16 protein-coding genes and 3 pseudogenes are annotated in these 17,407 nt (G+C 46.6%); 13 read left to right on the top strand and 6 right to left on the bottom strand.

The features are described 5' to 3' along the window. The first annotated feature begins 206 nt into the window (after positions 1-206). The 5 genes from argF to H6F52_RS12010 all read left to right on the top strand — a co-directional run bounded on the left by argF (position 207) and on the right by H6F52_RS12010 (position 4,247). Positions 207-1,127 carry an ornithine carbamoyltransferase gene (gene argF, locus H6F52_RS12030; protein ID WP_190534898.1) on the top strand — a complete coding sequence of 307 codons (921 nt, stop codon included), beginning with the start codon at positions 207-209 and terminating at the stop codon, positions 1,125-1,127. 136 nt (positions 1,128-1,263) lie between these two features. Beyond that, positions 1,264-1,902 carry a transcriptional repressor LexA gene (gene lexA, locus H6F52_RS12025; RefSeq protein ID WP_190410589.1) on the top strand — a complete coding sequence of 213 codons (639 nt, stop codon included), beginning with the start codon at positions 1,264-1,266 and terminating at the stop codon, positions 1,900-1,902. A gap of 262 nt (positions 1,903-2,164) precedes the next feature. Next, positions 2,165-3,424, top strand: coding sequence for an AmpG family muropeptide MFS transporter (locus H6F52_RS12020; RefSeq protein ID WP_190535299.1), 1,260 nt, complete (start codon positions 2,165-2,167; stop codon positions 3,422-3,424). Between the two features lie 57 nt (positions 3,425-3,481). Then, positions 3,482-3,706: a hypothetical protein gene (locus H6F52_RS12015; RefSeq protein ID WP_190410932.1), complete on the top strand. Its 225-nt coding sequence runs from the start codon at positions 3,482-3,484 to the stop codon at positions 3,704-3,706. Position 3,707: 1 nt separating this feature from the next. Beyond that, positions 3,708-4,247 carry a GNAT family N-acetyltransferase gene (locus H6F52_RS12010; protein ID WP_190429519.1) on the top strand — a complete coding sequence of 180 codons (540 nt, stop codon included), beginning with the start codon at positions 3,708-3,710 and terminating at the stop codon, positions 4,245-4,247. 180 nt (positions 4,248-4,427) lie between these two features. On the opposite strand, the pseudogene H6F52_RS25755 reads toward H6F52_RS12010, so the two are convergent. Beyond that, positions 4,428-4,526: pseudogene (locus tag H6F52_RS25755) on the bottom strand (IS1 family transposase); the annotation flags it as partial. Positions 4,527-5,870: 1,344 nt separating this feature from the next. Between H6F52_RS25755 and H6F52_RS12000 the strand changes: the two are divergent. Beyond that, positions 5,871-6,635: a HEAT repeat domain-containing protein gene (locus H6F52_RS12000; RefSeq protein WP_190410906.1), complete on the top strand. Its 765-nt coding sequence runs from the start codon at positions 5,871-5,873 to the stop codon at positions 6,633-6,635. Positions 6,636-6,645: 10 nt separating this feature from the next. Here the strand turns inward: H6F52_RS12000 and H6F52_RS11995 are convergent, their stop codons facing one another. Continuing rightward, complete coding sequence (locus H6F52_RS11995; RefSeq protein WP_190534893.1) at positions 6,646-7,353, bottom strand: uracil-DNA glycosylase; 708 nt, start codon at positions 7,351-7,353, stop codon at positions 6,646-6,648. A 262-nt stretch (positions 7,354-7,615) separates the two neighbouring features. On the opposite strand from H6F52_RS11995, the gene H6F52_RS11990 reads away from it, so the two are divergent. Both H6F52_RS11990 and H6F52_RS11985 read left to right on the top strand, forming a co-directional pair. After that, positions 7,616-8,332 (top strand): phosphoribosyltransferase family protein, encoded by a 717-nt coding sequence (locus H6F52_RS11990; RefSeq protein WP_190534890.1) that lies wholly within the window; start codon positions 7,616-7,618, stop codon positions 8,330-8,332. 112 nt (positions 8,333-8,444) lie between these two features. After that, positions 8,445-8,744: a hypothetical protein gene (locus H6F52_RS11985; RefSeq protein WP_190410594.1), complete on the top strand. Its 300-nt coding sequence runs from the start codon at positions 8,445-8,447 to the stop codon at positions 8,742-8,744. 114 nt (positions 8,745-8,858) lie between these two features. On the opposite strand, the gene H6F52_RS11980 is transcribed toward H6F52_RS11985, so the two are convergent. Then, positions 8,859-9,236 carry a VOC family protein gene (locus H6F52_RS11980; protein WP_190534888.1) on the bottom strand — a complete coding sequence of 126 codons (378 nt, stop codon included), beginning with the start codon at positions 9,234-9,236 and terminating at the stop codon, positions 8,859-8,861. A gap of 147 nt (positions 9,237-9,383) precedes the next feature. Here H6F52_RS11980 and H6F52_RS11975 point away from each other — a divergent pair, with 147 nt between their 5' ends. From H6F52_RS11975 to H6F52_RS11960, 4 genes are all read left to right on the top strand, one after another. Beyond that, complete coding sequence (locus H6F52_RS11975) at positions 9,384-10,502, top strand: aldo/keto reductase (RefSeq protein ID WP_190534885.1); 1,119 nt, start codon at positions 9,384-9,386, stop codon at positions 10,500-10,502. A gap of 205 nt (positions 10,503-10,707) precedes the next feature. Continuing rightward, positions 10,708-11,790 carry a class I fructose-bisphosphate aldolase gene (locus tag H6F52_RS11970; RefSeq protein WP_190534881.1) on the top strand — a complete coding sequence of 361 codons (1,083 nt, stop codon included), beginning with the start codon at positions 10,708-10,710 and terminating at the stop codon, positions 11,788-11,790. Between the two features lie 317 nt (positions 11,791-12,107). Then, on the top strand, positions 12,108-13,274 hold the full coding sequence (locus H6F52_RS11965; RefSeq protein WP_190534877.1) for a pyridoxal phosphate-dependent aminotransferase: 1,167 nt from the start codon (positions 12,108-12,110) through the stop codon (positions 13,272-13,274). Between the two features lie 358 nt (positions 13,275-13,632). Then, complete coding sequence (locus H6F52_RS11960; RefSeq protein ID WP_190534874.1) at positions 13,633-13,890, top strand: hypothetical protein; 258 nt, start codon at positions 13,633-13,635, stop codon at positions 13,888-13,890. 95 nt (positions 13,891-13,985) lie between these two features. Here H6F52_RS11960 and H6F52_RS11955 read toward each other — a convergent pair whose 3' ends face one another. After that, a complete protein-coding gene (locus H6F52_RS11955) occupies positions 13,986-15,032 on the bottom strand; it encodes a 3-deoxy-7-phosphoheptulonate synthase (protein WP_190534871.1) in 1,047 nt (348 codons plus the stop codon). A gap of 600 nt (positions 15,033-15,632) precedes the next feature. Here H6F52_RS11955 and ggt point away from each other — a divergent pair. Then, entirely contained in the window at positions 15,633-17,189 is a 1,557-nt protein-coding gene (ggt, locus tag H6F52_RS11950) for a gamma-glutamyltransferase (protein WP_190534868.1), read from the top strand. An 8-nt stretch (positions 17,190-17,197) separates the two neighbouring features. On the opposite strand, the pseudogene H6F52_RS26435 reads toward ggt, so the two are convergent. Both H6F52_RS26435 and H6F52_RS25475 read right to left on the bottom strand, forming a co-directional pair. Beyond that, positions 17,198-17,308: pseudogene (locus H6F52_RS26435) on the bottom strand (acylphosphatase); the annotation flags it as partial. 3 nt (positions 17,309-17,311) lie between these two features. Continuing rightward, positions 17,312-17,407 (bottom strand): annotated as a pseudogene (locus tag H6F52_RS25475) (IS5/IS1182 family transposase); the annotation flags it as partial.

The following is a 17,407-nucleotide window of genomic DNA, read 5'->3' as shown; positions in this document are numbered from 1 at the left end:
ATCCCGAAAGTTTTACCCTAGATGTACCTGGAAACACTTCTGGTTACTCATGAACTTGTCCTTACAATTCTCTGCCACAGCTAAGTTGATAAAAATCTGGTAGGGTTTTAAAACGGTATAACAAGAGCCAAGTAGAGTCAAAACGACGCGCTCCGTTAAGACTCACTCTGCGGGAACGCATTTTACTTCACTCATCGGGGATAAAAATGGAAGCATTGAAAGGACGAGATCTCCTAAGTCTGGCAGACCTCAGTGCTGAGGAAATGAAAGAACTTTTGGATTTGGCAGCTCAGCTGAAGACGCATCAGCTAAATTTGCGCTGCAATAAGGTGTTAGGGCTGTTGTTTTATAAAGCGTCTACACGGACTCGCGTCAGCTTTTCAGTGGCAATGTACCAACTAGGCGGTCAGGTGATAGACCTTAATCCTAATGTTACCCAGGTGAGCCGGGGAGAACCGTTAGCCGATACAGCACGAGTGTTGGATCGCTATCTAGACATCTTAGCGATTCGGACATTTGAGCAGGAGGATCTGCAAACTTTTGCGAACTATGCCAAGATTCCGATTATCAATGCGCTGTCGGATTTAGAACATCCCTGTCAGGTTTTAGCTGATTTATTAACTGTTCAAGAATGCTTTGGAACGCTAGATAGGCTAACTTTAACTTATCTGGGAGATGGTAATAATATGGCAAACTCCCTGCTTTTGGGCTGCGCGTTGATGGGGATGAATGTGAGAATTGCTACACCTACGGAGTATCAACCCGATGCGGCAATTGTCGAGCAAGCGAAAAAGATTGCACAGACTAACTCTGAGGTAACAATTACTAACGACCCTGAAGCTGCCACCAAAGGTGCCCATGTGCTTTATACCGACGTATGGGCAAGTATGGGTCAAGAGGAACAAGCAGATGCCAGAATTCCAATTTTTCAACCTTACCAAGTGAATGAGCAGCTGTTGAGTATTGCCGATCCTGATGCAATTGTGCTGCATTGTTTACCTGCTCATCGAGAGGAAGAAATTACCGATGCTGTTATCGAAGGTTCTCAGTCGCGGGTTTGGGATCAGGCAGAAAACCGAATGCACGCGCAGAAGGCTTTGTTGGTGAGTCTTTTGGGAGCAGATTGATAATTTGCTAATCCCTAATCGCGAATGGCAAATGGCTAATTGTTTAAAAAACATTAGCCATTAACCACTGGACAGACGTGGATTTTAGTAGTACGAATGTTCTATAGGACGTAGATTAGTATTCCCCTATTGTTTTATGGAACCCCTAACTGATGCTCAGCAGCAACTTTATAATTGGCTGGTGGAATATATCAGTCAATATCAACACGCGCCTTCAATTCGGCAGATGATGCGGGCAATGGAACTGAAGTCGCCTGCGCCGGTTCAGAGCCGCCTGGAACACTTGCGTGCGAAAGGCTATATTGACTGGACGGAAGGAAAAGCCCGCACGATTAGGATTGTGCGCTCTGGTGCGGGTGGAGTGCCGGTTTTAGGAGCGATCGCTGCCGGTGGTCTTGTCGAACCTTTCACCGATACGGTCGAACAGCTGGATTTGGCTGCCCTGTTTCGTCAGCCGGATTATTATGCCCTTCGGGTGGTCGGAGACAGCATGATTGATGACCAAATTGCTGAAGGCGATATGGTCATCATGCGACCCGTACCCGAACCGGATCGCGTGAAAAATGGCACGATTGTGGCAGCACGAGTCGAAGGACACGGAACGACTTTGAAACGCTATCACCGGCAGGGAGAGCAAATTACGCTCAAACCAGCCAATACCAAATACGACCCCATTAAAGTAAAGGCGAACCAAGTGGAGGTGCAAGGTGTGTTGGTCGGCGTCTGGCGCGGCTATGAATTTGCTTCCATGAAATCGGGATCTCGAAGGCGATAGCATTCTTCGCGTTCCTTTTATCAAAGTCTCCGGGAAAAGGTTTCTCTCTATGGGATGATATCTCAAGACCAAAAGAGCCATTCTCCTGAGTCATTAGGAATTGGAGAAACGGTAATTGGTAATTGGTAATTCATACAAGGCATTACCGATTACCGATTACCCACTACCAAGGACAGCAAACTAATGACTCAAAGTTCGTAAGGAGCCTTTGTCAGTCGTGAAAGCAACCCAATCTTTTTTTCAAGTTTTTCAAAGCCGCAAGATGGCGGCTCTTTTGTTTCTGGGCTTTGCGTCAGGTTTGCCCTTGTTCTTGACGAGTAAGACGTTGCAAGCCTGGATGACAGTCGAGAACGTGAATTTAAGTGCGATTGGGTTGTTCAGCTTGGTAGGTTTGCCCTACTCGCTCAAGTTTATTTGGTCGCCCTTACTCGACCGCTTTGTGCCGCCGTTTCTGGGGCGTCGTCGTGGCTGGCTAGTTCTGACGCAAGCGGCATTGTTGTTAGCGATCGCAGCAATGGCGCTCCAAAAGCCCTCCCAAGCTTTGCAACTGTTAGCCGTCAATGCTTTACTGATTGCCTTTTTCAGCGCGACTCAAGACATCGCCGTTGACGCCTATCGCACGGATGTCCTGGAAGAACGGGAAATGGGAGCCGGGGCAGCGATTTTTGTTTTAGGATATCGCATTGCCTTGCTGATTACGGGTGGTTTGGCGCTGATTTTAGCGGAAAAATTGTCTTGGCCTACAGTTTACTTGTTGATGTCGCTGTTGATGGCAATTGGGTTCGTGAGTTCAATTTGGGCACCGGAACCCATACAGCGCGATCGCCCACCCGATTCCTTATCAGAAGCGGTGTCTTTGCCATTTATTGAATTCTTTCAACGCAATGGTCAGAGCCAAGGATTTTTGATTCTAGTTTTCATTGTTCTCTACAAACTGGGTGACGCGCTTGTTAATAATATGTCCACGCCCTTTTTGTTGGAAAAGACCGGCTTAAACTTCTCTTCCGCAGAAGTTGGTGCAATTCAGGGCGGCATGGGATTATTGGCAAGCATTGTTGGCGCTCTTTCAGGCGGTGCAATTCTTAGCAAAATCGGTATTAATCGCTCACTTTGGGTATTTGGTGCTTTGCAAGCAGTGAGTAATTTTGCTTATTTTCTCCTTGCACAAGTCGGGAAAAACTATCAGTTACTTGTACTGACTATTAATATTGAAAACTTTTGTGCTGGACTCGGAAATGCCGCTTTTGTAGCCTTTTTGATGAGTCTTTGTAACCAGCGCTTCTCGGCAACACAGTATGCGTTACTCTCCAGCTTGATGGCAGTCAGCCGCGATATTTTAGTTGCCCCAGCGGGTCGAATCGCAGAAGCCACTGGTTGGCCTTCCTTTTTCCTAATTAGCATCGCCGCTGCCTTGCCTGGATTACTGCTGCTGCCTATTTTTGCTCCCTGGAATTCGCGTTCCGTGCCAGAAATGCCTAGAGAGGTACTAGATGATGAAGACGATGACTCTCAACAGTTGTAGGATAGAAACAGAGAGCTTAACAAATCTTAAACACAATTCTTAGAAAAGTCTTTCTCTATGGCTATCTTTCGTCAGTACATTGTTCCATTGATCGTGGTGTTGATCTTTTTTGTGGCGCTGGTGGCAGTTAGCGCCCGCATCTTTTTACCCTCTGACATGGCAGCACCCGCACCTATTGAGGAAGTCAATCCTCCTGGAGAACACGCTCAGGCACCGGCATCTGATTTTGGCTTAGAAATGATGGATTTAGGATTGACCTCCAATCTAAAATCGATAGTCTAAAATGCCTTGTCTGTTATTGCCGGGGTATCAGCTGCGCGAAGGATCGAGTCTGAATCGAGCAAGTCTCGTGAAATTCATGCAGCTGACTTACCAGGAGCTTTTTCCAGAACAAAAAGATTTTTCTCATCTAGCGGAAACGGTTGAGCAATACTTTTCTAAAAAAACGCCTTTGTGGTGGGTCGAACTAAAGGAAGAAGGAAGAAAAAAGGAAGAAACAGATTCTTCAATTCCTGGCTCATCCGTTCATCATCCTTCCCAAGTAGCTTGTCTTTGGTTGGGAAATGCTGTGGATCAGGTGACAGGCGATCGCCATGCCCACATTTTTTTACTCTATGTCTTGCCAGAACACCGCCGACGTGGCATAGGAAAAGCTTTGGTCAATCATGCCGAAGACTGGGCGCGGGCAAGAGGCGATCGCCAAATGGGTCTGCAAGTCTTTCAAACCAATCAACCCGCGTTGAATCTTTACCGCAGCCTCGGCTACCAAACCCAGTCTTTGTGGATGCTGAAACCGCTGTTTCCTGAGACACCGCAGCCATAAGGAAGACCAAGCAAGCTATTTTGTTTTGGGTCGTCCAAAACCTTTTGCCTGTTTCTTCCCTTTGCCCTTAGAAGTTTTTTCCGGTACGGCAGGAATGCTGTGCGTCTTTGGCAATGCCTGAGCTTCAGATGTTACAGCAGGCTTTGTCTGCGTTTGTGGCTCGGCTTCTTCACCAGCATCAGCGGCAACAAACTGTTTCCCACAGTCTTTACAAACATATCTTTGCTTGTTTTTATAGTGCCCATTTTTCCGAACCTCAGTAGCGCCGCATTTTGGACAGTTAATCTGAGGTGTTTCTATTGCTTGGGCTTCTGGGACGGCTGCGGGTGCTGATTCTACCGCGGGTTCGTTCTGGTCGTCTGCTTCTGGTTGCTGGTTGAAAACAGATACCACTGCTTCAAGCGCTGATGCAGCTCTATCTAATAAAGTTGGTTGAGGGGCGTCTGGTTCATCCTTGGGAGCGATCGCTTCCTCCGAAGACTCAGCAGCCGTCTCCTCGTCTGGTTGAACTGACACTGGAGCTTCGGCTGTTGGTGTTTCGGTTTCGACTTCCGATTCGCTGGGGATCTCTTCGACTGGAACGGATGTAGCCGCTGATATTTCGGCTTCGACTGGAGGTGCTGGTTCTACAGCAGGCTCTTTTTGGTCGGCATCTGGCTTGTCGAAAACAGATACCACCGCCTGAAGCGCCGCCGCCGCCCTGTCTAATAAAGAGGGTTTTTGGGTATCTTCTGGTTCCTCTATCGGCGCGATCGCCTCTGGCGACTCAGCCTCAGCAGCAGTCGTCTCCTCAGTCGGTTGAACTGACACTTCCGGTGCCGCCGTTGGAGTTTCAGATATTGCTTCTGGAAGGGCGCTGGGCGTCTCCTTGACGGGTTCGGGAATGGGTGCTGCTTCCGTCTCTGGCACTGAACTGGGTGATGACTCAACTTCCGGTGCCGAGACTGGAGTTTGGGCTTCTGTCCCTGGCACTGAGCTGGATGGTGACTCAACTTCCGGTGCCGCGACATCTGAGGGAGCCGTAGAACTCGCGTCTACTGGCTGCTCCCAACCAGGTACTGGAGGGGCAGGCTTCCAGTTGGGGTCAGGCTGGGGAATTTTGAATGCTATAATTTCCGGCGGTTGCGATCGCGTTGGTTTGGCAGCAGTCAGTCGGCTGATGCGATCGCCGAGATTTTCCGCGATCGCATAGGTCACGGGAAGCACCGTCGGTTTCGAGACTGCCTCTCGCACCAAGCCGCTAACGTGTTCGGACGGATCGAGGGCAGGTTGAGGGGCAGGTTGAGGGGCAGGTTGAGGGGTAGATGGCACTGACGGTGATAAATTGACCTGCGGCAATGGCATCACCGGCTGCTGAGATTGGTGGGTAGGTCCCAAGGCGGGAACGAATCGAATGGAACGAACCATCCGGCGATATGGCTCTAGGTGGTCTGTCACATTACTCCCCCTGTTATCAAGGATCACAATAGAAGGCTCTTGGTGTCGTGTACTATACCAAATTCAACTTTTTGATCGGGTCTAGCAACTCATAATGTTAGTTTTCTTAACTTTCGTGCCTCTCTCAAGCAGGCATTGCCAGTAGAGACTAGAGGAATGGGAGCGGTAGTGGTACTTTATTCAAATATGTATGACGACGATGACGATTTGAGCTTACTCGATCCAGAGATAGAGCTAGAAAGCCCTCTGGATCAAATAGAGCCGCTTGATGCCGACGCAGAGAGCCAACCTAAACCAGATCCAGATGCGATGCTGGCACTGTTAACGGCTCCTGGAACGCAGCAACGGATGCTAGCAGCACGAGCTTTCTGCGAACTCCAGGATGAACGAGCGATTCCTCATTTAATTCACTTGCTGAGTGACCCCTGCCCGTTGCTGCGGGTGAGTGCTGCTTATGGACTGGGGCGCAATCCCAGTTCTACAGCCGTAGTGCCGTTGATAACCCAGCTCAACAACGATTGGAATGGCTACGTCCGCAAAGGTGTTGTTTGGGCTTTGGGAAACTGCCGCGATCGCCGCTCGTTAGAACCTCTCACCGACGCCTTAAAAACCGATATTTCTGCCGTGCGTCTGTGGGCAGCCAGTGGGTTAGCTCAAATGGCTGAACTGGGCTACGAAGCCATTGTGGCATCAATTCCACCCCTGATTGAAGCTCTAAGGCAAGACCCGATCGCCGCCGTCCGTAGCAACTGTGCTTGGTCGTTAGGACAACTCTGCCGCGAAATGCCTTCTAATGCCGTCTACGCGGGTGCCATTGATGGATTAATTGAGGCATTTGCAGAAGATGAAGAGATGGGTGTCCGAGAAGATGCAAAAGCTGCGCTTTTGAGAGTCGGCGATCCCAGAGGTCTTCAGCTGATTGAAACCCTAGAACAGGAAGGACTCGTGTAAACCGACAACATTAGCCTGGAGAACTGCGGATTTCATCCAACTTTGCCCGCACCGCTTGAATATCCTGCCACATTAACCATTTGGGGCTGCCCGCTTCACGGGCAGGATTCCGCAGCAGGTAGGCTGGATGGAGAATCGGCATACACAGGCGTCCTTCCCACTCGATCCAAGTGCCGCGAATCTTAGTAATGCCTCTTTTATCGCCAGTCAATCCTTTCACTGCTGTAGCGCCCGTCAATAGGATAATTTTCGGGTCTACCATGCGGATCTGTTCTAATAGATACGGTTTGCAAGCAGCGATTTCATCGGGGGTGGGAACCCGATTAGCGGGGGGACGGCACTTATTAATATTGGCAATGTAGACGTCCTGTTCGGGATCTAGCTGCACCGACGCGAGTATTTTATCTAGCAACTGACCCGATTTACCGACAAATGGTTTGCCTTGTTCGTCTTCATTTTGACCGGGCGCTTCCCCCACAATCATGATGGGTGCCTGGAGATTGCCGCGTCCAACTACAGCGTTTGTGCGGGTTTCGCCCAATTGACAGCGATAGCATTGGTTGCAATGCTCAGCCATCTGAGCCATTGTTTGATAGGTGCCAGCAGGAATAGGAATTTTGGCACTTGTCGGAATCAGTTCTAGTGCTTGAGGCTGGGCTGTGGTAGATTCGCTAATCCCTGAAGTGTCAAAAAGGCTGAGTTGGTCTTCGCTTGGCATGAATTTGGCGGATAGTCTATGGTTTTTCCGAAATAATCCTAACAATATTGACACTTTGCTGACCTAAGCCGGAAGGTCGCTCTTCCGACTTAAATCAGCGTGAGGCTTACGCCCTTTGAGCTTGCGGTTACTCTTAGGCTGAAGGTGGGTTCACACTTGCCCTTTGATAGTTCATACTTTGGATGGACTCTCGATTTCTGCCTTATCTGGCGAAAATCAGCCATTATAGAGGCGAGCGCACTGCCAACTTCTGGAGGGTGCCATGTCATCAGCCCCAATTTTCCGCGATCGCATTACTGCTGGCGAGCAGCTAGCTCAGCCTATTCTGGCAGAGATTAAGCAGCTCCAGGCTCAAGGCTTGAGCGTTCAGCCGATCGTTTATGCACTGCCTCGCGGCGGCATTCCGGTAGCTGTGCCGGTAGCACGCTGTCTGGGTTGCGCGGTGGATATCGTTGTCGCTAAAAAAATTACCCGTCCTGAAAATCCAGAACTGGCGATTGGTGCCGTCACGTCAGATGGGCACGTTATCTGGTACCAGGCAAAGCGATCGCGGAAAGATCCCGAAAATAATCAGCTACGGGAAGCGGCGTTGCACCAAGCCCAAGAAAAAGCTGCGGCGCTCTACAGTCAGCTTTCTCCTAGCTGCTTATCCGTGAATCCTCGCGGTGCGATCGCTATTTTGATTGACGATGGCATTGCTACCGGCATGACAATGGCAGCCGCCGCTTACGCTTTGAAAGCCCAAGAACCTGCTGCGGTTTGGGTTTGTAGTCCGGTGGCACCGATAGGATTAGGCGATTGGCTATTATCTTGGAGCGATCGCGTGATTATTCTCCAAACACCCGATCCTTTCCTCAGTGTCAGTCGCTTCTATGAGGCATTTCCCCAAGTTGAGACACAAGAAGCGATCGCTGACTTACAACAGCACAATCAGCAGATTTTCCCTGGAACTCCTCCAGATGCACCTCTAAGTAGATAGCCAAACTGTTTAATTTTGATTATCTTAACTAGTAGTCCCAGATTGATTTTTTTATTAACGATTAACCGTTAGTTAATCGTTAATGGCTCTTTTAAAAAATAACAACCGATCGATGAGACCTATACAATTTTGGTGGCGCACTTTAGTTTTTTCTAGCCAGTACAATCCACCTTGGTTCGTTGAGTTGCTGATGACCGGGTTAGCTATCGGCTTGCTGATGAGCTGGGAAATTACCAAAGACTGGCCTTATCTGCTTTTAAGTTCAAGCTATGCCATTGGAGCTGCGATGTCAATGTGGGTACGCGAAACTCTCATGCCCTCGCCCCATTTGCGCGTGATGCAGATTCTCGCCATCCTGTTACTAATCTATAGTTTTTGTAGCTTTTCTGACTTAGCCGTTTACCTCAAGTAATCGTGTTTAAAATTTAGATTTAAAAATCTAAGTTTACCGACTATTTGATAATTTTAAGTCATGCAAATTTAAAATCTTCAAGCGATGCTTTTTCCTCAAAGCTAAGTGAAAATTCTAACAAATAGTAAATGCTTGGTGAAGAATTAAACGATTTCCTACGGGATCGTAAGCATAGACTTCTCTGCCATGAGAAGCGATAAAAATTTCTCCTGGGGGTGGGTATCCGAGGGCAGTTAGGTGAGAAATTGCCCCTTCTAAGTCAGTCACTTCTAAACACAAGCTCATTCCACTTTTAGCTGATTCAAACTCTGATAAGTGCGTTTCTTTAGGTCTGAAAATTCCTAAGCGAAATCCAGGCAACTGAAATTCAGCGTAAATATTCGGGATGTAGGGATTTGGGTTTTGGTTGAGCAGATTGGTATAGAAAAGCACTAGAACTTCAAGGTCAACGGTTGCTAAAGTGACGAGTGCGGCGGTGCATTGGAAAAGCATATTTGTTAGGAATCACCTGAAAAAAAGGTTAAGCCTTAATAAATTGGATTTTTAAGAGAAGTGAATAACCTATCTAGAGACGGGTGAAATACACTAACAAAAATATTAATTCTAGGAAGAAATAAAAGAAATCAGCAGGGTCAGTTCATGCCAGATGCACATGATGATACCGCAGCCCAGAATCGTCGCCAAGAAATTCTGAACTGGAAGCGCAGGCAGTTTCTGCAACGACTCGGCGTTTTGGGAGCTGGAGTCGCGATCGCCGATCGGATTTTGCTACACCCACACCAACAAGTCAATGCTGAAACGAATCTATCGCCAACTTCCCAGGCGACGCCCATCAAAGCAGGCGAGATTCCCCGCCGAAAACTCGGACGCACTGGCGTAGAAGTTTCCGCGCTGACACTCGGCGGCTTTCACTTGGGAGTTCCCAACGAACCCGAAGCGATTCGGATTGTTCAAGAAGCGCTGGATGCGGGTGTCACCTTTATGGACAACGCCTGGGAATATAACGAAGGTGTCAGCGAACAACGGCTGGGGAAGGCGCTGCAAGGGCGGCGGGATAAAGCTTTTGTGATGACCAAAGTTTGTACCCACGGACGCGATCGCAAAGTCGCCATGCAGCAACTAGAGCAATCTTTGCGGCGTCTGAAGACGGATTATATCGACTTATGGCAAGTTCACGAAGTTGTTTACGACAACGACCCGGAAAGGCATTTCGCCAAAGGGGGTGTTATCGAGGCTTTAGATGAAGCCAAGCAGCAGGGTAAAGTTCGGTTTGTTGGCTTTACAGGTCACAAAGATCCGGCAATTCACCTGAAAATGCTTTCCTATGATTACCCCTTTGATACGGTGCAACTGCCGCTAAATTGTTTTGATGCCAGCTTTCGCAGCTTTGAGAAACAAGTTCTCCCAGAACTCAACAAGCGCGGGATTGCCGCCATTGGCATGAAAAGTCTCGGCGGTGAGGGCGAACCGATTAAAGCAGGCGTTGTCACCGTTCAAGAAGCGTTACGCTATGCCATGAGTCTTCCCGTGGCGACGACAGTGAGTGGGATTGACTCGCTACAAGTGCTGCGCCAGAACTTGAATATTGCCAGGGGTTTCACGCCGATGACTCCAGAGGAAATGCAAGCCGTGCGATCGCGTTATGCAACCTATGCTGCTGATGGGCGCTTTGAACTTTACAAAACATCAAAGAAGTACGACGGGCCACCGGGTAGAGAACAGCACGGATTTCCACCAAAAGAGCAAGTTGAAACTTGAAGCGGTACGCTAGCTTTTAAGGATAGTTCTCTCGTTGATTAAAGACGGGTGGTAATTGGAATTGGAGTGATGAGTTTTGAATAAAGCATTTTAAACTCAAAACTCAGAATTAAACACGCGCTACTCTAACAAAACTTTTGATTGATTACCCCTCTTCCCTGCATCAGTACTGCTCACCAAAACTCAAGTTTTTAGGAAAACGGCTATGACTACTACGCTATCTATGCCCAGTTTTCTAGAGTCGAATCTTGGTCAAGAAGCAGAAGACCTTCTGACTCACAAAGCGAAGATTTCTAAAGATTTACTGCATCTGCCAGGGCCTGATTTTGTAGACCGAATTTTTGCTGCTAGCGATCGCAACCCGCAAGTGCTGCGGAGTCTCCAGCAACTCTATTCAACCGGGCGTTTAGCCAATACTGGCTATCTTTCCATCCTGCCAGTAGACCAAGGCATCGAACACTCAGCGGGTGCTTCTTTTGCACCCAACCCGATGTATTTCGATCCTGAGAATATCGTCAAACTCGCGATCGCTGCCGGTTGCAATGCCGTTGCTACCACGCTGGGCGTTTTGGGCATGGTTTCTCGCAAGTATGCCCACAAAATCCCCTTCATTCTCAAGATTAACCACAACGAACTGCTCACTTACCCCAATCAATTCGACCAGATAATGTTTGCCTCTATCGAGCAAGCATGGAATTTGGGGGCAACTGCGGTCGGGGCAACGATTTACTTTGGTTCAGATCAATCTACCCGCCAAATTCAGGAAGTCAGCCAAGCTTTTGAACTCGCCCACGAATATGGGATGGCAACCATCCTTTGGTGCTATCTCCGGAACAACGCTTTTAAGCAAGACAAAGACTATCACCTGGCAGGAGATCTCACGGCTCAGGCGAACCACTTGGGCGTGACCATTCAAGCAGACATCATTAAACAAAAGCTGCCTGAATGCAACAACGGATATGCTGCGGTTGCCAAAGCCGCAGGTCAAAGTTACGGCAAAACCCACGATCGAGTTTACACCGACCTAACGACCGACCATCCGATTGACCTCACTCGCTACCAGGTGCTGAATTGCTACTCTGGTCGCGCTGGATTGATTAATTCCGGAGGTGCGTCGGGTAAAAACGACTTTGCCGAAGCAATCCGCACCGCCGTCATTAACAAACGGGCTGGGGGTACTGGATTGATTTCCGGTCGTAAAACCTTCCAGCGTCCGTTTGAGGAAGGAGTGAAGCTATTTAACGCCATCCAAGATGTTTATCTCTCACCAGATGTAACCATTGCTTGAGCGCGGGGTCTGTTTATCCAGATCCATAAGCGCCAAAGCGTGTTTTCAAAGAACCTCTAAGGTACAACGACACTAAAATGGAAAACTTTGTGTTTCCTGAGTGTCTTTGTGCCTTAGTGGTTAATTGTCAGGATGCAGGTAAAAACAAGGAATTCGTTTAAAAAGTAAAAAAAATGCCAACCTGGAGCCTGATTGCAGGCTACTCTGAAAGACTAGAGAGTTACCAAGAGCGAACTGGCAAGTCAGCGCAACGCGATCGCACAAGCTAAGTTACTTTGGCAACGGCTCTCTAAGTTAGTCTCAAGAGTGGGGTAAGGATGAAGCTGGCAGCACGAGTGGAGCAAGTACAGCCTTCTTTAACATTGGCGATCGCAGCTAAAGCCAAGGCGATGAAGGCAGAAGGAATGGATGTTTGTAGTTTGAGTGCTGGGGAACCGGATTTCGATACCCCGACGCATATCAAAGTCGCTGCCCAAAAAGCGCTAGACGAGGGCAAGACCAAGTACGGGCCAGCGGCGGGGGAACCGAAGTTAAGGCAAGCGATCGCTCACAAGCTACAAACTGATAATGGACTCAGCTACATGGCTGAAAATGTCATCGTTACCAACGGTGGCAAACATTCCCTCTATAACCTGCACATGGCGCTGATTGAGGCGGGGGATGAGGTGATTATCCCCGCTCCCTACTGGCTCAGTTATCCGGATATGGTGGTTCTAGCGGGTGGGACTCCGGTGATTGTGCAGACAGATGCCTCCACCGGCTATAAAATTACGCCGGAGCAACTCCGCTCATCTTGTACCGAACGGACGAAGCTCTTTGTCCTCAATTCCCCTTCTAATCCCACCGGCATCGTCTATACGCCAGCAGAGTTGGCAGCATTGGCAGAGGTGGTGGTAGAGAAAGATATTCTGGTTGTCTCCGATGAGATTTACGAAAAGATTATCTATGATGGAGCGCAACAGATTAGTATTGGTTCGCTGGGATCAGAGATTTTTGAGCGCACCCTCATTAGCAATGGGTTTGCAAAAGCTTACTCAATGACGGGTTGGCGAATTGGTTATCTCGCGGGTCCCGTAAAATTGATTAAAACAATGAGTACCATCCAAGGGCACAGCACCTCGAATGTGTGTACTTTTGCACAATTTGGCGCGATCGCTGCCTTGGAAGGTTCTCAAGAGTGCGTGGAACAAATGCGCCTCGCCTTTGCCGAACGGCGACAGGTAATGTTAGAGCGTCTCAACGCTATTTCTGGACTCAGTTGTGCCAAGCCTGACGGTGCTTTCTATTTGTTCATTAATATCGGCAAGACGGGTTTAACTTCTCTAGAATTCTGTGATGCTTTACTAGAATCTCAGCAAGTTGCTGCCATTCCAGGGATTGCTTTTGGTGCCGATGACCACATCCGTTTATCTTACGCGACGGATATGACCTCGATTGAGAAAGGCATGGACAGATTAGATAAGTTTGTGCGATCGCTAGTTTAGTCCAGAGCTGGGGAAAACGATCTCGTCACTCACTGAACAAAATTGGTAAAGTAGCACCCGTGATTCTTAGGGTTTCTGGGATGCTACTTTGCGATCGCTTTGTCTAAAATTTGCCACGAGCAAAATACAAAGGAGCTGCTTCTTGTGATTTGCATCACATAAGCGGAAGATAGCGATCGCATTTATTGAGATTGCTGTCACTCAATCGAATGCGACTTTAACTCTTATTGATTAGTTTCATCACTCATAAGGTTGATATGCGTCACTTTTTTTGTAGACAGCTATCACTTATCCCGACAGAGATTGCAGTGCATAGTAAGAATTAAGATACAGAATTTCACAAGCGGAGATAAATAAAATGTTAGTAACTTCCAATTTTATATATTCTCACAGCCGTTACTATGGCGATGTAAAACCAGAAAATTTAGTTTTTAATGCAAATCTACAAGAATTTGCTCAAAAAGCAACTTATATCAGTTGTCTGGCAAGCAATGGCAAAATTCCTCTAGAGAAAGCTTTCCAAGACCTTGAAATGCTTTGGAAACAGTTAGAAGATTCAAAAAAGCAGCTAGGTGTAGGGGAACATCCATTCCAAGTAGAAGGAGAAAACACTTAGTTTTAGTATCGGTGAAACTACCTTCACCGATACTACAAGCACAGGCGAGAGCGTTGCGCTGACTTGTCAGTTCTCACTCTTAAAAAACTGCTTTTTTACTTTAGCTTCTCGTAGGCAGCTAAAATAATTCTTTCTGTTTCCTCCCAATTAATACATTTATCTGTTACCGAAACACCGTATTTTAATTCTTCTAATTGGCTAGGAATAGGTTGATTGCCTTCGTACAAATTTGATTCCAGCATCATGCCAACGATAGAAGCATTTCCCTCCAATATTTGTTGAATAACATTTTCAAAAACTGCTGACTGTTTTTTATAGTCTTTATTTGAATTTCCGTGACTACAGTCAATGACAATTTTTGGAGGTAAATTAGCTGCTTTTAATTTTTCCTCCGCAATTTTTACATTTGCAGCATCAAAGTTAGGCTGTTTGGCACCGCCCCGTAAAATAATATGACCATAAGCATTTCCTTTCGTTTTAAAAATGCTCACCTGTCCCGTTGCATTAATCCCTAGAAAATGGTGAGGTTTTCTAGCTGATTCCAGAGCATTTAAAGCGACTTGAACGCTACCATCAGTACCATTTTTAAAACCTACAGGCATTGAAAGTCCGCTTGCCATTTCGCGGTGAGTTTGCGATTCGGTTGTGCGTGCCCCAATCGCCGACCATGCAATCAATTCGCCAATATATTGTGGGACTATAGGATCGAGAGCTTCTGTAGCAGCAGGTAATCCCAATTCAGTTATTTTGATTAATAAACTCCGTGCAGTTAATAAACCCTTTTCTATGTGGAAAGAATCATCCATATCCGGATCGTTAATTAATCCTTTCCATCCCACAGTAGTCCTTGGTTTTTCAAAATACACTCTCATGATCAGCAGCAGCTTATCGTTCACTCGATCGGAGAGATTTTTTAGCCTATAGGCGTATTCTTCAGCCGACTTTATATCATGGATAGAACAAGGGCCAACTACAATAAATTTTCGACTATCTTTCCCATCTAGGATATCCTCTATTTCATTCCTAAAGTTTAAAACGGTTTTTTCTGCCTCATCTGTTAAAGGTAATTTTGATTTAACTTCATTTGGAGTTAAGAGAATATGCGAATCTTCAATATGAGTGTTGAATAATTGAGTTTCCATCGGGTATAATTCCTGATTTTTGTATACGTTAGGGATTGAAGTCCAAATGTAATGTTATAGACAGGATGAAAAAATTCATCTAACTTAGATAAAAAAATTAATAAAAACGCTAAACCCTAGCTGCAAGGATTCCCCGAAGCACATCTTAGGGAAGCGATCGCTACCTGGATGCACCCTCATCCAAGCTGAGAGCGATCGCTTCTCTGAATCTCTCCGGGTTGCTAAACCATCTATTTCAGCAACGGCAAGTCCTCATCGATTTCCGCGATTTCTGCTGAGATGCTTGGAGTGCTAGCCCTCTCAGGTAGTTTTTCATGTGTTTTAAATCAACGAGTTTATCTTGTGTAGATTTCCTGTTTTACCCTTACCAAGGGATACCTTTCAGCAACCACTGTTGTTTTTCGAGGCATAAGGCACAGATAGAATCCTCGATCTCTAGTAAAGTCGGTAATATCATTTCGTTTGTCCTGCCAATTTTATTATATTCAATCGCGATCCGGCGCTCGTGGCACTCTCATCATGCAAATATAAGAAAGCGCGATTGCCCTACATACTGAGAACCTAGCTTCTATTCACTCTAGCTTTTCGTACTCAATATTTATGTATAAAAAAACTCACGGTGTTATTGCTGCTGGACATCAAAAAACAGCCGAAGCTGGAATTGAGATGCTCCAATTAGGGGGGAACGCATTTGATGCAGCGGCGGCTGCAATCCTAGCCTCTTGCGTTACCGAAACTGCCCTGACATCTGCGGGGGGTGGTGGGTTTCTTTTAGCCCATACTCAGGATAATCAAAATACTTTGTTTGACTTCTTTTCTCAAACACCACGATACAAAAGAAGTCAGGAACAGCTTAATTTTTATCCAGTTGCAATTAATTTTGGTGATGCAGTTCAAGAGTTCCATATTGGGCTTGGTTCAATGGCTGTTCCAGGCAACCTCAAGGGCGTTTTCCACGTTCATCAGAAATTAGGTAGATTACCTTTTAAGGTGGTTGCTGAACCGGCAATCCGTTATGCAAAAACGGGTGTCGAACTAAACGATTTTACCTATTACTGTTTGACAATCCTCAGCCCCATGCTGCTTGGCTCTAAAGAGATGCAGCAGGTTTTTGCCCCAGAGGGGAAACTTGTCCAGCCTGGAGGAACAGTTTTGATGAGTGATTTTGCCGATACGTTAACTTATTTATCTGAAAGTGGAATTAGAGAATTTTACGAGGGTGAAATTGCCCAACGCTTAGTCAAGGATTGCCAAGATTATGGAGGTTATTTAACCTTAGAAGACCTTAAGAATTATCGAGTAATCGAGAGAAAGCCTCTGGTGATGAATTACCGGGGGAACACCTTCTTAACCAATCCTCCACCCAGTTCTGGCGGCATTCTGATTGCTTTTGCTTTAGAACTGCTTTCAAAAGTTGATTTAACTAATATAGAGTTTGGCAGTTCTCGCCATTTAGAAATATTAGCTCATGTGATGCGCCTAACCAATGAAGCCAGAACGGATAGATATGACGCTTATACTCATACAGAAGATATTGCCCAAACTTTTTTATCATCTGAACATTTGGCTATTTATGAAGGTCAATTAACTGAAGTTGTCAATAAATGGGGAAGCACTACTCATATCAGTGTGGTTGATAGCGAAGGTAATGCGGCGAGTGTTACCACTTCCAACGGAGAGGGTTCTTCTTATGTGATTCCGGGAACTGGGATTATGCTGAATAATATGCTAGGAGAAGCCGATTTAAATCCGCATGGATTTCATAACTGGGAAGAAAATACGCGGATTTCTTCAATGATGGCTCCGACTATTGTACTTAAGAATAATCAACCAGAGATTGTTTTAGGTTCTGGTGGCTCGAATCGAATTAGAACTGCAATTTTACAAGTTATTTCTAATATTATTGATTTTAAAATGGACGTTGATGCAGCAGTAAATCATCCTCGCGTTCATTGGGAAAGTGATATTTTTAATCTTGAACCCGGCTTTAGCGAAGAAGAACTTAAAAATCTGATGCTTCCAGGTAGTAATAAATTTATTTTTTGGAAACAGAAGAATATGTTTTTTGGTGGCGTTCATAGTGTCATGGAAAATTCGGAAGGATTAATAACCGGCGCTGGCGATCGCCGTAGAAGTGGAGTCATCGCGACCTGCTAAAATTGCCTCTATCGCCACATTTCAAATCCGCGCAATCCTTCTGGCGTTTCGTACTCAACCGCCACCGCTTTCACCACAGCAGCAGGTGGCCCTTTGTGACACCAATAGACCTCCTGCATGAATCAGGAGGCATGTGCCAGTTCGTAGTTCAGCAAGCCAGCAATTAGGTTTAAGCGCAAACCAAATCTCTGCCTGCGATTGCGATAACGTCCTGAAAA

Source organism: Coleofasciculus sp. FACHB-542 (genome assembly GCF_014695825.1).
Lineage (GTDB): Bacteria > Cyanobacteriota > Cyanobacteriia > Cyanobacteriales > FACHB-T130 > FACHB-T130.
This window is presented reverse-complemented; position numbering and strand designations above follow the sequence as displayed.

Coding starts and splice junctions, on each gene's coding strand:
- H6F52_RS11985 (WP_190410594.1), top strand. CDS start 8,445: ATGAGACCTATACAATTTTGGTGGCGCACTTTAGTTTTTTCTAGCCAG.
- H6F52_RS12020 (WP_190535299.1), top strand. CDS start 2,165: ATGGCGGCTCTTTTGTTTCTGGGCTTTGCGTCAGGTTTGCCCTTGTTC.
- H6F52_RS11980 (WP_190534888.1), bottom strand. CDS start 9,236: ATGCTTTTCCAATGCACCGCCGCACTCGTCACTTTAGCAACCGTTGAC.
- H6F52_RS12015 (WP_190410932.1), top strand. CDS start 3,482: ATGGCTATCTTTCGTCAGTACATTGTTCCATTGATCGTGGTGTTGATC.
- H6F52_RS11970 (WP_190534881.1), top strand. CDS start 10,708: ATGACTACTACGCTATCTATGCCCAGTTTTCTAGAGTCGAATCTTGGT.
- H6F52_RS11975 (WP_190534885.1), top strand. CDS start 9,384: ATGCCAGATGCACATGATGATACCGCAGCCCAGAATCGTCGCCAAGAA.
- H6F52_RS11955 (WP_190534871.1), bottom strand. CDS start 15,032: ATGGAAACTCAATTATTCAACACTCATATTGAAGATTCGCATATTCTC.
- H6F52_RS11960 (WP_190534874.1), top strand. CDS start 13,633: ATGTTAGTAACTTCCAATTTTATATATTCTCACAGCCGTTACTATGGC.
- argF (WP_190534898.1), top strand. CDS start 207: ATGGAAGCATTGAAAGGACGAGATCTCCTAAGTCTGGCAGACCTCAGT.
- H6F52_RS11995 (WP_190534893.1), bottom strand. CDS start 7,353: ATGCCAAGCGAAGACCAACTCAGCCTTTTTGACACTTCAGGGATTAGC.
- H6F52_RS11965 (WP_190534877.1), top strand. CDS start 12,108: ATGAAGCTGGCAGCACGAGTGGAGCAAGTACAGCCTTCTTTAACATTG.
- H6F52_RS12000 (WP_190410906.1), top strand. CDS start 5,871: ATGTATGACGACGATGACGATTTGAGCTTACTCGATCCAGAGATAGAG.
- H6F52_RS11990 (WP_190534890.1), top strand. CDS start 7,616: ATGTCATCAGCCCCAATTTTCCGCGATCGCATTACTGCTGGCGAGCAG.
- lexA (WP_190410589.1), top strand. CDS start 1,264: ATGGAACCCCTAACTGATGCTCAGCAGCAACTTTATAATTGGCTGGTG.
- H6F52_RS12010 (WP_190429519.1), top strand. CDS start 3,708: ATGCCTTGTCTGTTATTGCCGGGGTATCAGCTGCGCGAAGGATCGAGT.
- ggt (WP_190534868.1), top strand. CDS start 15,633: ATGTATAAAAAAACTCACGGTGTTATTGCTGCTGGACATCAAAAAACA.